The sequence below is a fragment of the Bradyrhizobium sp. HKCCYLS3013 genome (assembly GCF_051167615.1).
Classification (GTDB): Bacteria; Pseudomonadota; Alphaproteobacteria; order Rhizobiales; family Xanthobacteraceae; genus Bradyrhizobium.
Window position 1 is genome coordinate 697,092 of sequence record NZ_JBNPTK010000001.1, and the last position, 19,178, is coordinate 716,269.

Genomic DNA, 19,178 nt, shown 5'->3' on the forward strand with positions numbered 1-19,178 from the left:
CAGGGAGGGCCGGATCGTTCCGGCTGGACCTGTGGTACCTGCCGCCTGCATTTTTTGAGCAGGCGGGCCACGGGCCTCAGTCGAGGTCCGGCCTTCCCTGCACCCTCTCGTTTGAAGAGGGTGAAATCGATGCATCACTCGGACGCCTGGGGCGCCGCGAGGCTATGGACGCACATCCCCATATGTCGCTCAGAATTGTTGATCACGACGGCGCCACAGGCGCGGTGCCCACCCTCCCCTGGAGGGAGGGGATGCAGGGGGAGCGCCTCGGCGTCCCCCGCATCCGGCCTCGAGGCTTACTTGTTTGCCGCGCGGGCGCGCGACTTGGCGGCCGCCTTGGCGCGGATCCGCGAGATCTGGCCGCGCGGCAGGGTGACGAAGATCTCGCCGATCCAGTCCAGCTTGACCCCGACGATCGGCTTGGCGTTGAAGCTCTTCAGATTGACCACGGACGGCGATTTGCCCCGTTCGATCGTCTTCAGGTAACGCTCGCCGGACTTGAGGCGCACCACCGCCTCCTCGCCGTAGAAGCTCGACAGCGGGTGGCGCTGCTCGCGGTAGACCACGATCACATCGCCGTTCTCGTATTTCGGCAGCATCGAATCGCCCGTTACCTCGAAGGCGATGGTCTCCTCGGAGATCGGGAAGGGCAGGGCGACCTCGCCGAGGCCCTCGACGGGCACCTGCTCGTAATCGGGCTCGATCACCGAGCCGGCGCCGACCCGGCCCATGATGGGGACGGAATTGAGCTCGAGATACTCCGTAATGAGCGGAATCTCGGCCGCCTTGATCAGGCGCTGGCCGCCGAGGATCTCGGAGACCGCGCCCGGCCGCACGCCCATGGCGCGGGCCAACCCTCCTTTCGTCTTTCCTGGCTTCTCGAGTGCACGCTCGATCATGGCAACGTCCAACATGGCTTTGACCTCTTTTGCGAATCTCGGAAGACATTATATGTTTCGAATAATCAGAACTCAAGCTTGACTTTTTCTTCGGAATATCGGAAGATTTGGCCGTCGGGTGAGCCGGCGGGTCCGGCGGCCCCGACCCAGAAGGAAGAGGCGAGAATGCAATCCACAGATTGGCCAGACCAGCATTCCAAGATGCTGTGCGAGCTTCATGCCCAGGGGCGGTCCTATGCCGAGATCGCGCGCGCGCTCAATGCGCAGTTCGGAACCGCCTATACCCGGAACGCGACGCTTGGCCGCGGCAAGCGGATCGGGCTGGCCGCGCCGGGCGGGCCGAAAGCCGCGCGATCCACGCCCCGGCCGATGTCCGCGGCGTCCCGAACCGGACGGCGGAGCCCGGACGCGGCGGCCCGGCCGATGCCATCCGCGGCGAAACCCGCGGCGGCCGTCAAGCTGCGTTGCGTCGGCATCAGCCCGCGCCTGCTGTCCCTCGACCAGCTCGAGCGCAACGATTGCCGCTACCCCTATGGCGGCGACCGGGACGACGATCCCATCACTTTTTGCGGTCATCCGCGCCAGCCCGGCTCCTGCTACTGCACGCCGCATTACCATCTCACGCGGCTTCCGCCCGAGGAAACCGCTTCGCGTCCCGCCGGCCGTTTGATCCTGCGGCTGGTCGCGGCCGCGTAGAGCGCGGCAAGCCCGACCCGAACCGACCCCATTCATTTTCCGGAGACGAGACATGGCGCGCCCCCGACGCAGCAAGCCCCATCGCATGTCCAAGACCCACGACCGCAGAGCTCACGACCTGCCGCGAAATGCAGACGTGATTCCCGTAGAGATCGACGACCCGCTGGCGCTTGAGCCCGGCGAAAAGATCGTCGCGTTGCGATCGGTCCGCAGCGACCCGCTCGGCCGGCTGCACGCGCACAAGCAGCTCGATGACGCCCAATACCGGGCCGGACGGGCGTTCCAGAACGATTGGGAGCGGGCCGAGCGAGGCCCGCAGGCGATCGATCCCTCGCGCGAGCACGTTGACGGCGCCCGCGGGCGCGAGCCGGTCACCGAAGGCCAGAGGCGGGCGGTGCTGCGGCTCAACCGCGCCGAGCGCGAGCTCGGCGCCGACGGCGCGGCGATTACCCATGACATCCTGGTGCACGGCCTGACCATGGAGCAGGTCGGACACAAGCGGGGGCTCGCCAGCCAGCGCTGGAACGACTATTTCGCCCGCCGCTTCAAGGAGTGCCTGGACCGGCTGGCCGTGGTCTACGGGTTTTCCACCGACAGGGTCCCCAGGACATGCGATGGGGCCGTGCAATCGGGCCATCGGGGCGAGAGCTAACGGCTGGCCCGACCGGCCTCGTTCCGTCGTCGACGGTACGAGCGCCGGTCGGACAATCGTTTCGTTCAGGGATGGGGCGCCACGACATAAGTGGTGCTGTAGGGCTCGACGCGCAGCGAGGCATGCGACAGCAGAGCAATCTTGGCCGAAGGTGCCATCTGCAGCTCGCCGTTCGGGCCGCGATGAACGTTGTACTGCCAGGCTGCGAGGTCGCCTTTCTGCGCCAATGCGCGCGCAACGGCGCTGGCATCGTTCCCGCCGATCGTAGCCAGCTCTTCGCTATTGAGACCGATGACGATCTCATCCTTGACGGTCACCACCTTGAACAGCGAGGTCGCGCTGTCGCCGGCGCTCGCCATCGAAGCGGTGAGCGCCAGCGTGGCGACGGCGCTGAAGAATGGGCGTGTCAGTCTGGAAGGCATGAGGACTCCTGTTGCCGACGGCATGATGGACGGCGTCGGTGTGCAGCCATTGGTTCCCGACGGGCGGCCATCGGTTCGCAGAAATCGATGCGGCGGTGGGCTGAACCAGGGGGCGTGACGTCGCGTCTAAGCACGATTGCGGGATGCGTACGTGCCGCCGGACGGCTGGTTCGTCCTGAGTTGACACAGGTCAAGCTGCACGCCCGGCCATGTTGTATTCGGGAACGAGTGAAGTGAAGGGTGATGCCATGTTCAGCGGGAAATATCGATCTCCTTCGGCCGGTGGAAAAATCGCGATTGCGGCCGTCGCGGCCATCGCCGTGGTGGCAAGCGCGCCGGCGCCGGCCCATGCGCGGGTGGCGGGTCCGGCCAACAAGCCGGCGGTCGCGACGGCGACAGCCGGCGATTTGACCGATCTCAGCGCTCGCCGGCGCTACCGCCGCGTCTACAGGGGCAATCCAGCCGCCGGCTTGGCCATCATGGGTGCAATGATCGGCACCTTCGGCGCAATCGCCGCGCATCAGAACGACGACTATTATTACTATGGGCCCGGCTATTATCCCGGCCCCGGCTATTACGGGCCGCCGCGGGTGTACTACGCACCGCGGCCCTACTATGTTCGCCCGTATTACGGTCACCCGTATTACGGCCCGCGCGGTTACTATTATCCGTACTGAGGTGACGCGGCGCTCCGTCGACGTTGCGGCGTTGGCTCAGAAGCCACCGGCGCTGAAACGGAGCGGCTGCACGACATCATACGCCGCCTTGCTGATCGGGACCGCGTAGTCGACGGTAAGCGGTCCGAACGGTGATGCCCAGGTCATGCCGACGCCGACCGAGGACCGCAGCACGTTCCTGTTCGCCACCTGGACATTCTGGGTCGGGCCGCGATAGCCGAACACGGTCCCGGCGTCGACGAAGGCCGATGCACGCAGGCCGTATTCCTGCGGCAATCCGGGAATGTTGCCCTGCAGCTCCGCCGTTGTCGCCCAGAACAGGCTGCCGCCCACATTGTCCATCGTCGATCCCGGCGTCAGATCGCGCGGTCCGAAGCCGCCCGGCGCGAAGCCGCGCACCATGGTAGGACCGCCGAAGAAGCTGTTGAGCAGCGGCGCCTGCTGGCCGCCCCATCCGGTGATATAGCCGCCCTGCGCGCGCACCATGCCGGTCAGGTCGCTGTTGATCGATCGATAATAGCGGACGTCGCCTGTGGTCCGTAAGAAGCGAACGTCGCCTCCGAGGCCGGCGAGATCCTGCGTCAACTGTGAGCGGATGCCGCTGGTCGGCACCTTGTTGTTGTCGAGGGTGCTGTAGGTGACGGTATTGCCGAGCGAGGACACCGTCTGCCGCCCGGCTGCGACCGCTTGGCGAACCGGCAGGGACACCGCCGCTGGCGAGATCCCCGGTGCGAGCACCACCCTCTGGTCATAGAGCGAATAGCGCCACAGCATGGCCGTCTGCTCGCTGACCGGCATGCCCAGGGTGAGGGCGCCGCCATAGGTGTTGCTGCCGAACGATTGGAACGTGCTGACCATGCTCTGTCGCGCGAACAGCTCCATGCCAGGTGTCGTTCGACCGAGGGCGTAGGGCGAGGTGAACGACAGGCTGGCGCCTCGCGCGAACTGGCCGTAGGTGAAAGTGGCCTGCGCAGTGTTGCCGGTGCCGAGCACGTTGCGGTCACCGATCTTGACCTCGGCGAGCAATCCGTCCGTGGACGAATAGCCGCCCGAGACGTTGAAGTCGCCGGTCGCCTGATCGATGGCCTCGACGTCCAGCACCACGCGATCGCTGGCCGAGCCAGGCCGCGTCGAGATCTTGACGGTCTTGAAGTAGTTGAGGTTGCGCAGGCGACGTTCGGCGCGGTCGATCAACGTCCTGTTGTAGGCGTCGCCCTCGCTGACGTCGAACTCGCGTCGAATCACGTCGTCATGCGTGCGCGTGTTGCCGTGGATCTCGATGCGCTCGACATAACTGCGCCGTCCCTGCTCGATCTGGAAGGTGACGTCGGCCAGCCGATCCTGCGCATGGCGATTGATCCTGGGCTCGACCTGCGCAAACGGAAGGCCGAGCTTGCCAAGCTCGGCCGTCAGGACCTCGGAGGTCTTGTCGATCTTGCTCTGGTCGAACGTGTCGCCCTGCTGCGCCAGCACCAGCGGACGCAGGCGCTCGCACGTCAGCCCCTGCACGTTACAGGAGATGTCGACCACCGCAAGCCTATAGAGGACGCCTTCCTCGATCGCAAAGGTGAGGTTGTAGCCGCCATTTGCCGCGTCATAGTCGACGCTCACGTTCGTGACCTCGGCATCGGCGTAGCCGTGGTTACGATAGTATTGCCGCAGCAGTTCGCGGTCCTCGTTGACGCGATCGGCGTCGTAGACATTGCCGCCGGTCACGAAGCTCAGCACGTTGGTGGCCGAGGTCTTGATCACCGCGTGCAATTGCCGTGCGCCGTAGGCCCGGTTGCCCGTGAAGCTGATCGCCCTGACCGGCGTCTTCCTGCCTTCGGTGATCGTGAAGACGAGATCGACGCGGTCGTTGCCGCGATCGATGATCTCCGGGACCACGCGGACGTCGTCGCGTCCCGCACGATGATACGCCTGGATGATGCGGGCGACGTCGCCCTGGACAGTTGCGCGCTGGAGGCCGGCTCGCGGCTTTGATAGCACCGCGCCCGTGAGCTCCGCATCCTTCACCTTCTTGTTACCTTCGAAGGCGACGCGATCGAGCACTTTTGCTTCCCAGACGCGGACCACGGTCCGTCCATCGGCGCGGCTGATCTTCACGTCGTCGAACAGTCCGCTCCCAACCAGCGCCTTCAAGCCGGCGTCGAGCGCGGCGGCGTCGTATCGCCCGTTGACGTCAGCGTGAAAATAGGATCGCACGGTGTCGGCATCGACGCGCCGATTGCCCTGTACTGCAAGGGCTTCGCCCGCTACGGCCGGCGGCGCAGACGTCAGCACCGACAGTGTCGCAACGATCAATGCGACGTGTCGCGATCTGCTGTCTCCGCGGTGACGGCTGTTCCGGGCGGTCAACATGCACGCATCTGCCTGCTCGTCATGCCCAGATGCAAGAGCCGGTGGACGGCCAAATCATGTCGAGGCCGTGGAGACTTGGCGGTCTGCGATCACGCCTGCGAAGGGTGACCGGCAGGGAACCGAGCACGGCCGCAGATTCGACGCAGAGTCGATTCAAACGGCGTGCAGCATCGTCCTCATCCGTACGCGCCAGCAGATGCTGATGCGGCGAACGTTTGTCGGGAGCAGACCATGCGCGCGATCGCCTTGGCCCTCATCGCTTGCACTTTCGTTCAATCAGCTCTTGCTGCTGCGGTCGTCCCGGAGATCGACCCACGCGCGTCGCTCGGTGTCGTCCAGAACTGGATCTACAACTATCGCACCAAACCCGACTACGCCCATGTGCCGGCGGCGGTCCGGGTGCTATTCCATTCACAGACGTTCAAGGAGCCGGAGAACGCGGGCATTTATCTCGGCTTCATCGCGGGGGCGATCGGCTCCAATCCCGCCAAGGCCGAACAACTCGTCAACAGCTTCTTTCCCGTGCCTCCCGAGGAGGAGTGGGTGGTCGTGCGAGCCATTGCTTATTCAGGTCTGCCTGACTGGCGCAATCTCATGCGCAGGGTGGCGCCGAAGATGCCGGGCCGCCGCGTGATGATCGACGGCTATCTCAGCGGCGCACAGCCGACCTTGATGGACATCCCATTGGAGGAAACGAAGCCTGGCGTGATGGACAAGCTGCGTGGCGCATTGACGCAGAATCCGTTCAAGAAGGAGGAACGCAAGCTCGACACGCGGCTCAGCTACGCGACCCACCAGGATCTGCTCGACATCCTCTGGGGCTATTACTTCGCAACCGGCTCGCGCGTACCGATCCAGCGTATCGTCCAGATGCTGCCTTGGTCGAAGAGCCGCGACACGGTCGACAAGCTGACGATCGGCAGCATGGCGCGCTATACGCTTGCCAGCTACTCGGTGCGCGATGCCAGCCTGCGCGACTATCTCCGGGAGGAACTGGCGCGGCAGTCGGGACCGGTCAAGGAGCCGCTCAGGGAGGTGGTCGAGGCCGCCGATACGGTGCAGCTCGGCGCCGTCCGCAAGGATGCCGTCGCCGCCGTCGAGGAGCTGAAGACCAAGGGCTCGGATGCCCGGCGCAACATGGATTTCTGGGGACAGCTCGGCGTCGGCGCCCTTGCGCTCGGTTGTGTCTCGGCGGCAGCGCTGGGGCAGGTCGCCGTCGGCATCCCGTGCGTGATCGGCGGTTCGGCCTCCCAGGGCCTGCTCTCGTTCTGGGAGAAGCAGCAATAGGCCCTCGGTGGTGCAGCGGCGGCGTGCGTTGGAGGCCGAGGAAAGGGAGAGCCGGTCGAGTCGATCGGCGGGGCGTCTGGCACTCAGGGGGCTCTTGATGCCGAAGCGGCCCGATCGCGCGCCCGATGTGCACACTCAAGAGTTGTTCGGCTTTTCGTATCCTCTACGAAAAGTAGAAAAAGCAGTCGGCGCGCAGTCACTGCTGGCACGCCTATGAAAAAATCAGGACAGGCTGGCTTTCACTGCGGCCGGATAAACCGGCTCGCGGTGAACCTCCGCGCCAGATTCGTCGACGACGACGATGGACAGCCTGCGGTCGGTGATGCGCGGGTCGTGCCGGAGGCGCCGGGCCAAATCCCGGCTGTGCTCGATCGCCCCTGCACTCGTCGCAAATTCCAGGCCGGTCCGGTCTCTGGTCGGAATGCCATCCTTCATATCGAAATAATAAGTGCGCATGGTCTTCCTGCAGCCGCTGTGTCGCGGGAGTGGGCACGGATCCCGGACAGGATCCGCAACCCATTCTTCCCCCAAGCAAACTATAGAAGACCTCTAATGTGGAGGACAAGCTTACCGCTTCCGTAATCCCCCCGCCTCGTTCGGTAAACGACCGTTTCCACTGGTATCGTCAGCCAGAAACTGCCAGAAGGCTCAAATTGTGACGCCGAAATCAACCAACCGGTCAGTTCGGCTTGCTGCAAGAGTTGTTCGCTGGCATACTTTCAACCTCTTCGGGTTCCGCACGGTCGATTTCCAGGCGGGCCATCCTGAGGATCAGGGTCGCAGTCGTCAGACCAAGACTTTCAGCCTCGATTGCTGCAGTATCTACCTTGCGTGCAAGGCCTTCACGTTTGCTAAGGACTGGCATTACTGTTTCCTGCCAAAGGTGCGAGATGAAGAATTCAACATTCATCGCGGAGCTGCACACGAAGCTCGGAGCCCCATCGAGCGAAGCCGTGGAAAGCCTTCGTCTGCTGAAGGCATTCCTGAAGCTGGCTCCGGGCCAGCGCATCGAGGTGATCGAGATGGTTGAGCGGTTGACCGCGGAGTCCCTTTCGGAGACCGATCGCCCTCTGTCCTGAGCTCATCCCTCCCGATTGCATGCAATGGTTGCGGGCGGTCGCGTCGCGATCGCGTAGATTGCATCATCCAGCGCTTCCGATTCGTGCAGCGTCCCGGCCGGCAGCAGAATCTTGTCGCCGGCCGTGCAGATGCGCTCGCCGCCTTCCCAACGAAACGTGAGCCGTCCCCGGATCACGACGAGGATTTCGTCGACCGGGTGGGTATGAAAGGCGTGAACCTTGCCGGCCGCATCGTGCTGCAGCTCGATGCAGCCCTGCGTCGGCAACAGCGCCAGGATGTCGGGATCGATCGCAAAGCTGGTCTTCGTTCCAGCGATGATCTGGGTCATGCGGCCTGCTCCTTGTCTGCGATGGACGATGGCTTGGTCTGCGCCAGCTTGTGGAAGGGACAGGCCGGCGGCGGCTGGTTGTCGTCGTAGAGGAAATACTGCTTGAACTCCCGGCCCTCCGGATTGCCGTAGCGTCCGAGCTGGGGCGACGGCGCCGTCGTGTCGAACGGGACCAGCCGTTTGCGCACCTCGCCGAAGGCCTTGGCGGCGGCCTCATCGGTGCCGAGCATCCGTTCGAACACCCAGCGCGGTTGGAAGGTCAGCATGAATGCGCTCGAGCGACGGCTTTGCCGCATCACATGCGCGGGTGTGCTGCAGACCACGAAGATCGGCTCTCCGGCAAACGAGAACTCCCACATCGGATGATCGACGGTCTCGGGAATTTCGGCCGGCCACGGCTGGCTGTCGACGCGGGCCAACTGATCGAGGATCTTCCAGAACTTCTTGTAGTAGGAGTCGATGGTCTGAACCGGGCGCGGGCGGGTGAACAGGACCAGCGAGGTGTTGGGCCCGTGCGAGCGGCTCTCGGAGACGAACAAGGCGAGCTGCTGGCCGAGCACATCGATGTCGATGGGGTCGAGAAACAGATAGCGAAGCTGATCGTGACGATAGCCCGCGACGCCGTATACGCACGGAAAGGGTCTTGCTTCGCTGCTCATCTGAGCCTCGAATTCCGAAAACAGGACGCTCTGCCAGCTTCCGGCCTGATGGCCGGATCGGACTTCGTCCCTTCTCAAATACAAACGCGACATACTGACCCTCTCTGTTTTTTATGCTTAAGTACGAAGTATCAATTTGCGCCTCATCATCAGCGGCCCAAGCAGTCCAGGAAGCGACATCAGGAGAAGAATCTCGATCAGGGCTGCGTAGCCGGAATCGCTGGCAGCACTGCGCAGGCTTGATCCGATGTCGGGGTTGAGGCCGCTCGCACTCACCATGGCAAAGGCGATCACCGGCTGAGCCAGTCCGGCAAAAATGCCGGCGGCCGTCGTATTGATCGATGCGCCGACGCCGATGCGCTCCGCCGTGTAGAGATGCTTGGTGCTTTTCAGGATCAGCGGCACGGTGCCCCCGGCCACCAGGCCGAGCAGGGCGAACACCGCGCCGACATAGAAGAAGCCGAAGCTGTGCGCCAGTGCCGGCAACAGCATCACGACGAGCAGCATGCGCAGGAAGGTGATGGAGATCAGAGCTGCATTGAGCGACTGCATCCGGTCCGCGGCATGGCCGAGAAAGATTGATCCGATGGCGTTGCCGACCATGAAGGCGAGCAGGGGGCCGCCGGCCGCCGAGGGCGAGATGCCGAAATAATGCGCGACCATCGGGATGCCCCATACGCCGGCGAGCGTGGTCACGACCGCGAAATGCGCGGCGAAGCTCATGGCGCAGCCCCATGTCGCGGCCGATCCGAGCGCATGCCAGCTCGTGACCAGGACGCTCTTCAGCGTCCTGCTGGTGTAGTTCGCCGGTGCGGATTTCAGGGTCGCGGACGCGCAGGCGAAGTTCACGACGCCGACGCAGGCGATGAAGAGAAAACAGGCGCGCCAGCCGAAGCCGCTGACCGCAGCAGCGAGCGGAGTCGTGGCGAGGACGCCGCCGACATAGCCCGATACCTGGGAGACGCCGGACATCAGGCCGAAACGCTGGTCGGAAAAGCTCTGCGCGACGAGCTTCAGCAGCGCCGTAAACACCAGCGCGTCGCCGCAGGCCACGACCACGCGCGCGATGAAGACGTCGAGCAGGGTGGGCGACAAGGCGAAGGCGGCGCTGCCGAGCACGGATGCCGTCATGCTGCACAGCACGACGCGCTTCACACCGTAGCGGTCGACCAGAACGCCCGCGGGGATTTGCATCAATGTGTAGCCCCAGAAATAGCTGGAGGCGAGCATCGCGACGCCGGAGGCGTCGGTGCCGAAGTCCCGCATGAAGTCGAGGCCGACGGTCTGCGGCGACATCCGCTGCAGGAAGGCGATGGCGTAGGCGAACGCGACCGTTCCCCACGCGACATAGGCGCGATCGAAGAACCGGAGCGGAGAGGACGCGACCGCCTGTTGTCCAAGCGCCGCCATCACACCCTCGCGTAGCCGACGGAGAACAGGGCGTCGGCGGAATCCGGGATGATCCGCGACATCGCGGTCTCAACCAGCGAGGCCCTGCCGTGATAGTCCTGCCTGATGTGCTGGATGTGTCCATAGGCGCCACGCATGATCATGTGGGGCACCTCGAGCGCTTTGCCCGGATAGATCGTCGCACACATCTCGACGCAGGCGGCCTGCAGCTCGGCATCCGCGGACTCGTCGAGCAGCGACGGCGCGACTCTCTCGCAAATCTTGGCGTTGGCCGCCCACACGATCGGGTTGCGCGTTCGCCATCCGTACAGAATTTCCTCGCCGGGCGTGGCCGACCCAGGATGCTTGAGGATCTGCGACGTAAAGAACCCATACAGGCCACGGCCCTGATGTGCGGGTAGTACTTCGGTCCCACTGCGGTAGATGGCCAGCCGCTGCGCGATCGTCATCACGCGATAGACCGAGAACGCGACCAGTCCGATGTGATCGTAGACCAGAACGAGGCTGTATTTGCTGTCGAATGGCGACGAGGTCGCGGTCCAGTGGGGTTCGATTGCTTTCCAGTTAATGGCAATGATCGAATTCATCGCATCCATGATCGGCTGCCGATCAGGCTGCTGGATCTCCGACGCATCGGAGAAGCTGTAGACGGTGTAGTCGTCCCAGGGCGAGGCGACCGTCTTGTATCGGCCGTCCAGGTTGCGCGACATCGCGTGAACTCCAGCACTGCAAGGTCGAGCTATACAGGCGGGGCTCCGATGGCTTAAAGGACAATATGCCCTCGAATTCTGCCAACTCTCCCCGGCGTGCTGCGGTGCGTCGAGATGGTGCCGAAAGGCGGCTGGCGATCTTCGCCTTTCCTGGAGTGACACTGCTCGACGTCTCCGGCCCGGCACAGGTGTTTGCCGAGCTCAGCGAGATCGAGCTGCCGGCGCCGGGCTATGTGCTGAGCTACGTGTCCAAGGAAGGCGGGCTTGTGCCGACCGATGTCGGCCTGATGATCGACACTGCGCCACTCTCATCCCTGAAGCCTGAGGAGGTCGATACGCTGCTGATTCCGGGGGGGCCCGGCATCTGGAAGCTGCGGCAGGACGAGACGGTGATGCAGTGGATCGGCCAGGTGCTTCCCGGCGCCCGCCGCATCGCGTCCGTCTGCCTCGGCGCCTTTGCGCTGGCCTGGGTCGGAGCGCTGGAGGGCAGGCGGGCCGCGACACATTGGCGCTATTGTCCGCGCCTGCAGGACAGCTTTCCGAACGTGAAGGTCGAGCCCGACGCCATCTTTGTGCAGGACGGCCGGGTCTGGTCATCCGCAGGCGTGAGCGCCGGCATCGATCTCGCGCTGGCGATGATCGAGGAGGATTTCGGTCATACGATCGCACTCGACGTGGCGCGACGGCTCGTCGTCTTTCTGAAACGTCCTGGCGGCCAGAGTCAGTTTTCGACCGTGCTGGCGGCGCAAGCGTCCGACGTCGAGGGTCGGTTCAGTGCGCTGCATGCCTGGATCATCGAGAACATCGCCAGCGATCTGCGGGTCGAGGCGCTGGCCGCGCGAGCCGGCATGACGCCGCGTACCTTTGCCCGCACCTATGCCAGCCGTACCGGGATGACACCGGCACAGGGAGTCGAGGCGCTCAGGGTCGAGACGGCGCGCCTCCTGCTCGAAAGCCGCCAGGTCGAAAACGTGGTCGAAATCGCCAAACGGGCTGGCTTTGGCGACGACGAGCGCATGCGGCGGGCGTTCCTGCGGCATCTCGGTGTGTCGCCGTCGGAGTATCGGCGTCGCTTTTCGGGCTGATCGGCGCTTGCCGCGACCGCGGCTGACACTTTTCGCCGGAGTCGAGGCCGCTCCCTTTGCCTTCAAGTTAATCCCGTCGCTCGCGTTGCGGCCAGAGCGGCCATGAAGTGTGCGATCGCTCTAAGGCTTCCGTAAAATGCCACGGGTAAAACGCTGAAAATTCGATGCAGATCCGCCCCTGCAGAGCAGTGGGGAAAGGCCAATGACCAACATCGTTCCCTTTCGCACGAGAGTACTCTTGCCTCACGCCGCCTTTGCAAGGGCGCAAGCGAAGGCCGCGGTTGTGGTGGCCGGGGCCGTCCACACGGAAAACGTGCGAGCCGGTGCATTCGGCGTCAGGGAAGATGTGAGAAGAACTGTCCTCCTCCTCGATCTTGCCCTGCAGCATGCGCGAGAACTCTCAGGCTTCGTTTCGGACGAGCGCGCGCGGCTGACCTATGATCGTCATCTCGCTTCGATCGAGCACGCGCTGCAGATCGCGCGCCGACGTCTGGCCGCGCTCTGACAGGCGCTTGCCGCCTTCTTCCCGCATCCATTTGCACGGCGACGCAGGGAGTCGGATGTGGTAGTTGGATCTGTCGTGGAGGACGCAACGATGACCCAAACCAAACTCGAAGTGCCCGCTGAACTGCGGGACCTGGCCGAAAAGACCATCTCGCAGGCGGAAAAGGCGTTCGAGATGTTCTTCGACGCAGCCGGCAAATCGATCGGCACGGTTCCGGGCCCTGCCGCGGACATGTCCAAGCAGGCGCTCACTCTCACCGAGCAGAACATCAAGACGGCTTTCGAGCACGCGCGAAAGCTCGTTCACGCCACCGAGCTCGAGGAGGCGATGCGGATCCAGTCCGAGTTCCTGCGCAGCCAGTTCACCAACGCCGGTGAACACATGAAGACGATCACGGCGAGCATCATGTCCGCCGCGAGCAAGGTGACCGAGCCCAAGAGCTGAACCGCGAGCCTTGCCGTCGCAGGAGCGACGGTCTGCATGGACGGAGCTCGGCGGCAGCGCTGCCGCCGAATGGGCGCGGGCGGACGGACCAGACGGGCGAAGGAGCCCAGCCCTATTTTCGCAGGCTGCCGATATAGGCGGCGATGTCGGCTGCCTCCAGCCGGTTGAGCGGAAAGCTTGGCATCTTCGGATGCGGGTCGAGCAGGAAAAACGCGATCTTCTCTGGCGTGAAATCCGTCTTCTTAGCAATCTGGGCGAAGGAGGGAACGTCCGCGCTGGCCTGCTTCTGCGTCCCTTCGATGAGGTGGCATGAGGCGCACCAGCGACGGGCCAGATCTCCGCCGTGATCCGGATCGGCGGCCCAGGCCGGTGTCGAAGCCGCAGCCGCGATCGCGATCGCGATAACTCTCATCACCGAGGCGTGCATCAAGAAACTCCTGATCTTTGTCTGTTGGGTGGTGGCGCACCTCGCCCAAGTGGCGGCGAGCGGCTCATGAAGGAATGTTTCGCCCCTGGAGAGGGGCGATCTTGGCCGTTCCGCCGCGCAGGCACGCGGCGCGTCGATGAATCTCGACGTCAATTACAGCACGATTTGGGAAAGTGGGACAGGTCGATCCGGCTGACGATCGCCTTCAGGAGCGCGGTCGCACGGCGCAGCCAAGACATATCGGTCGGGCGAGACACGTCGGGCGAGGCGGTGATCGTCAACTCTTCCGCAACGTAGGACATGTCGAGCCCTCCCTGTCGCTCAGCATCTTTCCGCTCAGCCTGTTGACGAGGTGCGTACCGCCACATGCGGGGCATGCGGCCGCCTCATAGGCGTCGAACTGGTCGGCAAGAGCCGGTGTGGCCAAGCCGATCTGAACGTTCGATCCCGTCTGGGAGCAGCGAAAAACGAGAGTTTCCATAGTCTGAACATGACAAATGCCGGCATCGATGCCTTGATCTGTCTCAACAGACGATGAGCCGACCGGCGCTCGCCGGACTGCCAGGGAACAGAATGTCAGGTCAGGCTATGCGATACAGCCTTCGCCCTGTCGATCCGTTCGGCGACGTTCACCGTGGACACGGAACCCGTCTGGGCCGCACGGAGGGCCGCATCGATCTTCGACTTCACGCGCCGCGCCGCGAGCGCGGCGAGTCTGGTCTGGGTGCGTCCGGTCTTGATCTGATCGCCAAACTCGTACCGCCATTCCCAAATGTCCGGTTCAGCAGTCGCCACGACCGTATATTGGACACCTCGGTGGATCACGGAACCCCCCTGTCAACACTTCCACTCAAAGTCAACGTCTAACCAATCTACAATCAATCCGGGCAAATACGGGACTGGAACAATTGCCAGCTCCGCGGTTGGTGAGATGGTTAACACCACCATGCCGACAATGTTCCGCAGGTACCCGGCTTCCGTGCACACTTTTCCAGTGCGGATATCGGCCGTGCACAATCCGCTGAAATCGCGCGGGGCAACCTGAAGACGAAGACGGGGGGCGCGTTCGAGGGCCCGGAATCTGCCGGAAGGGCGGGCGCGTGTTTCGGATTCGAGTTCCGATCGATGACCGGCAGGAGATATTAAGGCACGACATGCCGGAGTCGATGTTGGTCCGCCATCCCGAGACGAGGTCCATCTTGTTTGCCGATGATCAAGAGCTGGCGAAGACAGATAGCGTGGCAGCCGGCAACGGGAACGGCAACGGACGGCGTGACCTCCGGGTCGACGCGTGCCGGGGTCTCGCCCTCTGGTTCATCTTCATCGATCATGTTCCAGACAACTCGCTGGCGTGGCTGACGCTGCGCAATTACGGTTTCAGCGACACCTCCGAGGTGTTCGTCTTCATCTCCGGCTACACCTGCATGCTGGCCTATGGCGGAGCGCTGCGGGACCAGGGCTGGGCGACCACGGTGGTGCGGGCGTTGCGGCGTGCCTGGGAGATCTATGCGGCGTTCCTGGTCCTGCTGCTCGCCTATGCGGCGCTGGTCTGGGTGATCGGCGGCGGCACGCGCTTCGTCGACGAGACCAACACCGGCTTCTTCTTCCGCGAGCCCGGGCCCACGCTGGTGCATGTGGCGCTGCTGCAATTCGCGCCGGTCAACACCGACATCCTGCTGACGTTCGCAATCCTGCACTTCTGCTTTCCCGTCATCCTGTGGCTGATGATGACCAGCGCGACGCTGACGCTGGTGCTTTCATTCCTGCTCTACATGATGGTTCAGCTGTTCAGCTGGCAGGTGCCGGCGTGGCCGAGCGGCGAGCTGTATTTCAATCCGTTCGCCTGGCAGTTCCTGTTCGTGATCGGCGCCTGGTACAGCTATGCCGGCACCACGCGGCTGCGCCGGCTCCTCGACTCGCCGATGCTGCTGGTCGTGGCGATCGGCTATCTCGTCTTCAGTCTGCTGATGGCGCTCAGCTGGGAGTTCAAGAGTCTCGAGAGCCTGATCCCGTCCGGCATCAGCGGTCTGATCTATCCGATCTACAAGAGCCACCTTGCGCCGGTGCGGCTGTTGCATTTCCTGGCGCTTGCCTTCGTGGTGTCACGGCTGGCGCCGCCGCAATGGAAGGGGCCGATCCGTCCGCTGACGACGGCCATGATCAGGTGCGGTGAGAGCTCGCTCTCGATCTATTGCGTGGGTGTGCTGCTGGCCTTTCTCGGCCAGGTCGTGCTGACCGATGTGGCGAGCGGGTTCGCGATGCAAATTTTGATCAGTGTCGCGGGGATCGCGATCATGATCATGGTCGCCACGCTCCTGACCTGGGAGTCGCAGCTCGACCGGCGTGGACCGCGGCTGTTCTGAGCGCCACCCTTCAGCGCCGGCGCGCGACCGCGACCCCGAACAGGAAGGCGACGAACAGGCTCGCGAGCGGCGCCTCGCGGGTGATCGCGCTGACGGTCGACAGAGCGGTCCCCGGCCGCCGCGCGTCCCTTGCCGCTTCGCTGAGCCGGTCGACGGCCGCACTCAAGGTGCCGACCATCTCCCCGAGTGTGCGCGACATGTCGGTCGCGGTGTCGAGCGCGCGTTCGGCGACGCCCGGCTGTGGAGGAGTTTCGAACGTTTCGCTGCTCACTTTGGTCGCCTTCCTGCCGCGGCTCGTCGGATTGGCCCCCCGTGCCGACGCGATTCGGCCGAGGGCGGATGTGACGTTCCTGAAAATGCCGTCTGATGCGATTGGTTCCCGTGGACCGAGACGCATCACCGGCGAAGCACGCGGTGCAAAATCGCGCTACGCTGGGCGGCCGGCCGTCGATGAAAGGATTCCGTCTTGGCTTCTCCAGACCTTACAGCGCCACATCGCATTGCCGTCCTTGGTGCGCCGATCGATCTCGGCGCGTCGGTCCGCGGCACGCTGATGGGGCCGGCTGCGCTGCGCACCGCAGGTCTCATCAACGTGCTTGAAAGCCTAGGGCTCGACGTTACCGACTACGGCGATGTCGGCATCGTCGACATGACGGAGTCTGCAGACGAGCCGCCGGCGAGGGCCAAGCACTATCGCCAGATCCAGCGCTGGTCGCGGGTGCTGGCGCGCCGCAGCCATGACCTGGCCCGGACCGGCGCCATTCCGGTGTTTCTCGGCGGCGACCATTCGCTATCGATGGGGTCGGTGAACGGGGTCGCGCGCCATTGCCGCGAGATCGGGCGGGAGCTGTTCGTGCTGTGGCTCGACGCACATGCCGACTACAACACGCCGGACACCACGATCACGGCGAACATGCACGGCATGTCCGCCGCGTTCTTGTGCGGCGAGCCGGGTCTCGACGGCCTGCTCGGCGACGAGGCACGCGCGTCCATCCCCCCGGATCAGCTGGAGCTGTTCGGCATCCGCTCGATCGACAGGGCGGAAAAGGAGCTGCTGCGTCTCCGGCGTATCAGCATCGCCGACATGCGCGCCATCGACGAATTCGGCGTCGGCGTGCTGATGCGCCGGATCCTCGACAGGGTTCGTGCGCGGAACGGCGTCCTGCATGTGAGCTTCGATGTCGACTTCCTCGATCCCGAGGTGGCCCCCGGCGTCGGCACGACCGTACCTGGCGGCGCGACCTATCGCGAGGCGCATCTCATCATGGAGATGCTGCACGATTCCGGCCTGGTCCGTTCGGTCGACATCGTCGAGCTCAACCCGTTCCTCGACGAGCGCGGCAAGACTGCGCGCGTCGCGGTCGAACTGATCGCGAGCCTGTTCGGTCAGCAGATCACGGACCGGCCGACGCCGACCAATGCGATCGTTCCGGATCAATAGAGCGGATGCCTCCTCGCTCGACCTCGGTGAGCCCGAGGCATCCGCGATCTCGGGCTCAGTAGCGGGCGTCGTACATCTTCGACTCGACGAAACCGAGCAGATCGTTCGGCGCAGGGCCCGTGGCGAGCCCGTTCTGATAGGCAACGCCGGCCACCGCGGCGCCGATATGGGCAGACACCTCGCGGATGCGCGGCAGCGCCGGGTAGAGGCTGCCCTGCTCGAGATCGGCGCCGGTGACGCAGTTCGCCAGGGTATGCGCGGCGGCCATGAACATCTCGTCGGTCACCAGCCGCGCGCCGCTGGCGATGGCGCCGAGGCCGACGCCGGGGAAGATGTAGGAGTTGTTGCCCTGACGCGGCACGAAGGTCTTGCCGTCGAGCTTGACTGGATCGTAGGGGCTGCCGCAGGCGAACAGCGCGCGGCCCTGGGTATAGCGATAGGCCGACTCCGCCGAGCATTCCGCCTTCGAGGTCGGGTTGGAGAGCGCAAAGATGATGGGGCGCTCGTTCAGCTCGGCCATGGCCTGCAGCACTTCCGGCGTGAAGGCGCCGCCGACGGCCGCCACGCCGATGATCGCGGTCGGCTTCAGCGTCCTGATCGCGGTCAGGAAGTCCGCGATCGGCGCCTGGTCGTGCGCATAGCGCAGCTTGTGGCCGTGCAGGTTCTCCCGCCCCTTGATGACGAGGCCGCGCGAGTCCGTCAGCCAGTTGCGCCGCAGCGACTCTGCTTCGGACAGGCCCTCGGCCATCATGGCGGAGACGACGAGATCCGCGATGCCGGTGGCCGCCTCGCCGGCGCCGAGGAACAGCACCGTCTGATCGCGGAGCTTGCCGCCGGTGATGCGCAGCGCCGAAAACAAGCCGGCGAGCGCCACCGCCGCGGTGCCCTGGATGTCGTCGTTGAAGACGCAGGCGTCGTCGCGATATTTGTGCAGCAGCTTGAACGCGGCGTGGTTGGCGAAATCCTCGAACTGGATCAGCACGCCCGGGAAGGCGGCGCGGGCCGCGGTCATGAACTCGTCGACGAAGGCGTCATAGGCTTCGCCCGTGAGGCGCTTCTGGCGCAGCCCGATGTAGTAGGGGTCGGCCAGAAGCTCTTCGTTGTTGGTGCCGACATCGAGCATGACGGGCAGGCACTCTTCCGGATGGATGCCGGCGCAGGCCGAGTACAGCGACAGCTTGCCGACCGGAATGCCCATGCCGTTGGCGCCGAGATCGCCGAGACCCAGGATGCGCTCGCCGTCGGTGACGACGATCAGCCTGGCGCGATACGGCCAGTTGGCGAGGATCTCCGCGATCCGGCCGCGGTCGTTGGCCGAGATGAACAGGCCGCGCGGACGCTGGAAGATCAGACCGTATTTCTGGCAGGCAAGGCCGACGGTCGGCGTGTAGATCAGCGGCTGGATCTCGTCGATGTTGTCGCAGACCACCCGGAAGAACAGCGCTTCGTTGCGGTCATGCAGCGCGTTCAGTGCCACATACTTCTCGAGGTCGCTGGACAGGCTGCGAAGATTGACCAGGATCCGCTCGGCCTGGGCCGGCATCGACATGACCCCGGCGGGCAGGAAGCCGCGCAGGCCGAGCGCATCGCGCTCCTGCTCGGTGAAGCCGGTGCCCTTGTTGAGCAGCGGATCGCGCAGCAGCGCGAGTCCGCGCGGAGAATAGGGGGGGAGCGTCGATGCGCTCATGCGTTGCGGCTGGGTCAAGGCAGTCTCCGAGGTCCTTTGTTCGAG

At 64.4% G+C, this 19,178-nt stretch carries 24 protein-coding genes; 10 read left to right on the forward strand and 14 right to left on the reverse strand.

Going from position 1 to position 19,178, the window contains the following annotated elements:
• Positions 1-296: 296 nt before the first annotated feature.
• The gene (locus ACQR1F_RS03365) at positions 297-914 is read right to left on the reverse strand and encodes a LexA family transcriptional regulator (RefSeq protein ID WP_315713004.1); all 618 of its coding nucleotides are present in this window, start codon (positions 912-914) and stop codon (positions 297-299) included.
• Between the two features lie 150 nt (positions 915-1,064).
• Between ACQR1F_RS03365 and ACQR1F_RS03370 the strand changes: the two genes are divergently transcribed.
• Together ACQR1F_RS03370 and ACQR1F_RS03375 are read left to right on the forward strand one after the other, a co-directional pair.
• Positions 1,065-1,595 (forward strand): GcrA family cell cycle regulator, encoded by a 531-nt coding sequence (locus tag ACQR1F_RS03370; protein ID WP_316216967.1) that lies wholly within the window; start codon positions 1,065-1,067, stop codon positions 1,593-1,595.
• A gap of 52 nt (positions 1,596-1,647) precedes the next feature.
• A complete protein-coding gene (locus tag ACQR1F_RS03375; protein ID WP_434912523.1) occupies positions 1,648-2,247 on the forward strand; it encodes a DUF6456 domain-containing protein in 600 nt (199 codons plus the stop codon).
• Between the two features lie 65 nt (positions 2,248-2,312).
• Here ACQR1F_RS03375 and ACQR1F_RS03380 read toward each other — a convergent pair whose 3' ends face one another.
• Positions 2,313-2,669, reverse strand: a complete 357-nt coding sequence (locus ACQR1F_RS03380) for a hypothetical protein (protein ID WP_316180018.1) — start codon at positions 2,667-2,669, stop codon at positions 2,313-2,315.
• 248 nt (positions 2,670-2,917) lie between these two features.
• Between ACQR1F_RS03380 and ACQR1F_RS03385 the strand changes: the two genes are divergently transcribed.
• Entirely contained in the window at positions 2,918-3,346 is a 429-nt protein-coding gene (locus tag ACQR1F_RS03385) for a hypothetical protein (protein WP_315803619.1), read from the forward strand.
• Between the two features lie 36 nt (positions 3,347-3,382).
• Here the strand turns inward: ACQR1F_RS03385 and bamA are convergent, their stop codons facing one another.
• Positions 3,383-5,704, reverse strand: a complete 2,322-nt coding sequence (bamA, locus tag ACQR1F_RS03390) for an outer membrane protein assembly factor BamA (protein WP_434912564.1) — start codon at positions 5,702-5,704, stop codon at positions 3,383-3,385.
• Positions 5,705-5,938: 234 nt separating this feature from the next.
• On the opposite strand from bamA, the gene ACQR1F_RS03395 reads away from it, so the two are divergent.
• Positions 5,939-6,994, forward strand: coding sequence for a hypothetical protein (locus ACQR1F_RS03395; RefSeq protein ID WP_315803617.1), 1,056 nt, complete (start codon positions 5,939-5,941; stop codon positions 6,992-6,994).
• A 222-nt stretch (positions 6,995-7,216) separates the two neighbouring features.
• On the opposite strand, the gene ACQR1F_RS03400 is transcribed toward ACQR1F_RS03395, so the two are convergent.
• Both ACQR1F_RS03400 and ACQR1F_RS03405 read right to left on the reverse strand, forming a co-directional pair.
• Positions 7,217-7,450: a DUF6894 family protein gene (locus tag ACQR1F_RS03400; protein WP_315712992.1), complete on the reverse strand. Its 234-nt coding sequence runs from the start codon at positions 7,448-7,450 to the stop codon at positions 7,217-7,219.
• Between the two features lie 223 nt (positions 7,451-7,673).
• On the reverse strand, positions 7,674-7,904 hold the full coding sequence (locus tag ACQR1F_RS03405) for a hypothetical protein (protein WP_315803616.1): 231 nt from the start codon (positions 7,902-7,904) through the stop codon (positions 7,674-7,676).
• Between ACQR1F_RS03405 and ACQR1F_RS03410 the strand changes: the two genes are divergently transcribed.
• The gene (locus ACQR1F_RS03410; protein WP_315712988.1) at positions 7,885-8,073 is read left to right on the forward strand and encodes a hypothetical protein; all 189 of its coding nucleotides are present in this window, start codon (positions 7,885-7,887) and stop codon (positions 8,071-8,073) included. The two genes, ACQR1F_RS03405 and ACQR1F_RS03410, sit on opposite strands and share 20 nt — an antisense overlap.
• A gap of 2 nt (positions 8,074-8,075) precedes the next feature.
• Here the strand turns inward: ACQR1F_RS03410 and ACQR1F_RS03415 are convergent, their stop codons facing one another.
• The 4 genes from ACQR1F_RS03415 to ACQR1F_RS03430 form a co-directional block, all read right to left on the reverse strand.
• On the reverse strand, positions 8,076-8,402 hold the full coding sequence (locus ACQR1F_RS03415; RefSeq protein ID WP_315803615.1) for a cupin domain-containing protein: 327 nt from the start codon (positions 8,400-8,402) through the stop codon (positions 8,076-8,078).
• Positions 8,399-9,061 carry a YqcI/YcgG family protein gene (locus tag ACQR1F_RS03420; protein WP_315803614.1) on the reverse strand — a complete coding sequence of 221 codons (663 nt, stop codon included), beginning with the start codon at positions 9,059-9,061 and terminating at the stop codon, positions 8,399-8,401. The genes ACQR1F_RS03415 and ACQR1F_RS03420 overlap by 4 nt, the downstream gene beginning before the upstream one ends.
• A gap of 117 nt (positions 9,062-9,178) precedes the next feature.
• On the reverse strand, positions 9,179-10,471 hold the full coding sequence (locus ACQR1F_RS03425) for an MFS transporter (RefSeq protein ID WP_316216962.1): 1,293 nt from the start codon (positions 10,469-10,471) through the stop codon (positions 9,179-9,181).
• Entirely contained in the window at positions 10,471-11,181 is a 711-nt protein-coding gene (locus tag ACQR1F_RS03430; RefSeq protein WP_316216961.1) for a hypothetical protein, read from the reverse strand. Before ACQR1F_RS03430 ends, ACQR1F_RS03425 begins: the two co-directional genes overlap by 1 nt.
• Before the next feature lie 65 nt (positions 11,182-11,246).
• Between ACQR1F_RS03430 and ACQR1F_RS03435 the strand changes: the two genes are divergently transcribed.
• From ACQR1F_RS03435 to ACQR1F_RS03445, 3 genes are all read left to right on the forward strand, one after another.
• Positions 11,247-12,266 (forward strand): GlxA family transcriptional regulator, encoded by a 1,020-nt coding sequence (locus ACQR1F_RS03435; RefSeq protein ID WP_434912524.1) that lies wholly within the window; start codon positions 11,247-11,249, stop codon positions 12,264-12,266.
• A 202-nt stretch (positions 12,267-12,468) separates the two neighbouring features.
• Positions 12,469-12,771, forward strand: a complete 303-nt coding sequence (locus ACQR1F_RS03440) for a hypothetical protein (RefSeq protein WP_434912525.1) — start codon at positions 12,469-12,471, stop codon at positions 12,769-12,771.
• Between the two features lie 90 nt (positions 12,772-12,861).
• The gene (locus ACQR1F_RS03445; RefSeq protein WP_316180022.1) at positions 12,862-13,215 is read left to right on the forward strand and encodes a phasin; all 354 of its coding nucleotides are present in this window, start codon (positions 12,862-12,864) and stop codon (positions 13,213-13,215) included.
• 112 nt (positions 13,216-13,327) lie between these two features.
• Here ACQR1F_RS03445 and ACQR1F_RS03450 read toward each other — a convergent pair whose 3' ends face one another.
• The 3 genes from ACQR1F_RS03450 to ACQR1F_RS03460 all read right to left on the reverse strand — a co-directional run bounded on the left by ACQR1F_RS03450 (position 13,328) and on the right by ACQR1F_RS03460 (position 14,467).
• On the reverse strand, positions 13,328-13,642 hold the full coding sequence (locus tag ACQR1F_RS03450) for a c-type cytochrome (RefSeq protein ID WP_316216959.1): 315 nt from the start codon (positions 13,640-13,642) through the stop codon (positions 13,328-13,330).
• A 149-nt stretch (positions 13,643-13,791) separates the two neighbouring features.
• Positions 13,792-13,944 (reverse strand): hypothetical protein, encoded by a 153-nt coding sequence (locus ACQR1F_RS03455; RefSeq protein WP_315803608.1) that lies wholly within the window; start codon positions 13,942-13,944, stop codon positions 13,792-13,794.
• 274 nt (positions 13,945-14,218) lie between these two features.
• Positions 14,219-14,467 carry a hypothetical protein gene (locus ACQR1F_RS03460; RefSeq protein ID WP_315803607.1) on the reverse strand — a complete coding sequence of 83 codons (249 nt, stop codon included), beginning with the start codon at positions 14,465-14,467 and terminating at the stop codon, positions 14,219-14,221.
• A gap of 341 nt (positions 14,468-14,808) precedes the next feature.
• Between ACQR1F_RS03460 and ACQR1F_RS03465 the strand changes: the two genes are divergently transcribed.
• Positions 14,809-16,005, forward strand: coding sequence for an OpgC domain-containing protein (locus ACQR1F_RS03465; RefSeq protein ID WP_410051950.1), 1,197 nt, complete (start codon positions 14,809-14,811; stop codon positions 16,003-16,005).
• Between the two features lie 10 nt (positions 16,006-16,015).
• Here ACQR1F_RS03465 and ACQR1F_RS03470 read toward each other — a convergent pair whose 3' ends face one another.
• Positions 16,016-16,276 (reverse strand): hypothetical protein, encoded by a 261-nt coding sequence (locus ACQR1F_RS03470; RefSeq protein WP_315803605.1) that lies wholly within the window; start codon positions 16,274-16,276, stop codon positions 16,016-16,018.
• 195 nt (positions 16,277-16,471) lie between these two features.
• Between ACQR1F_RS03470 and rocF the strand changes: the two genes are divergently transcribed.
• Positions 16,472-17,446 carry an arginase gene (gene rocF / locus ACQR1F_RS03475; protein ID WP_316180030.1) on the forward strand — a complete coding sequence of 325 codons (975 nt, stop codon included), beginning with the start codon at positions 16,472-16,474 and terminating at the stop codon, positions 17,444-17,446.
• A gap of 55 nt (positions 17,447-17,501) precedes the next feature.
• Here the strand turns inward: rocF and ACQR1F_RS03480 are convergent, their stop codons facing one another.
• Positions 17,502-19,133 (reverse strand): NAD-dependent malic enzyme, encoded by a 1,632-nt coding sequence (locus tag ACQR1F_RS03480; protein ID WP_315803793.1) that lies wholly within the window; start codon positions 19,131-19,133, stop codon positions 17,502-17,504.
• Positions 19,134-19,178: the final 45 nt, after the last annotated feature.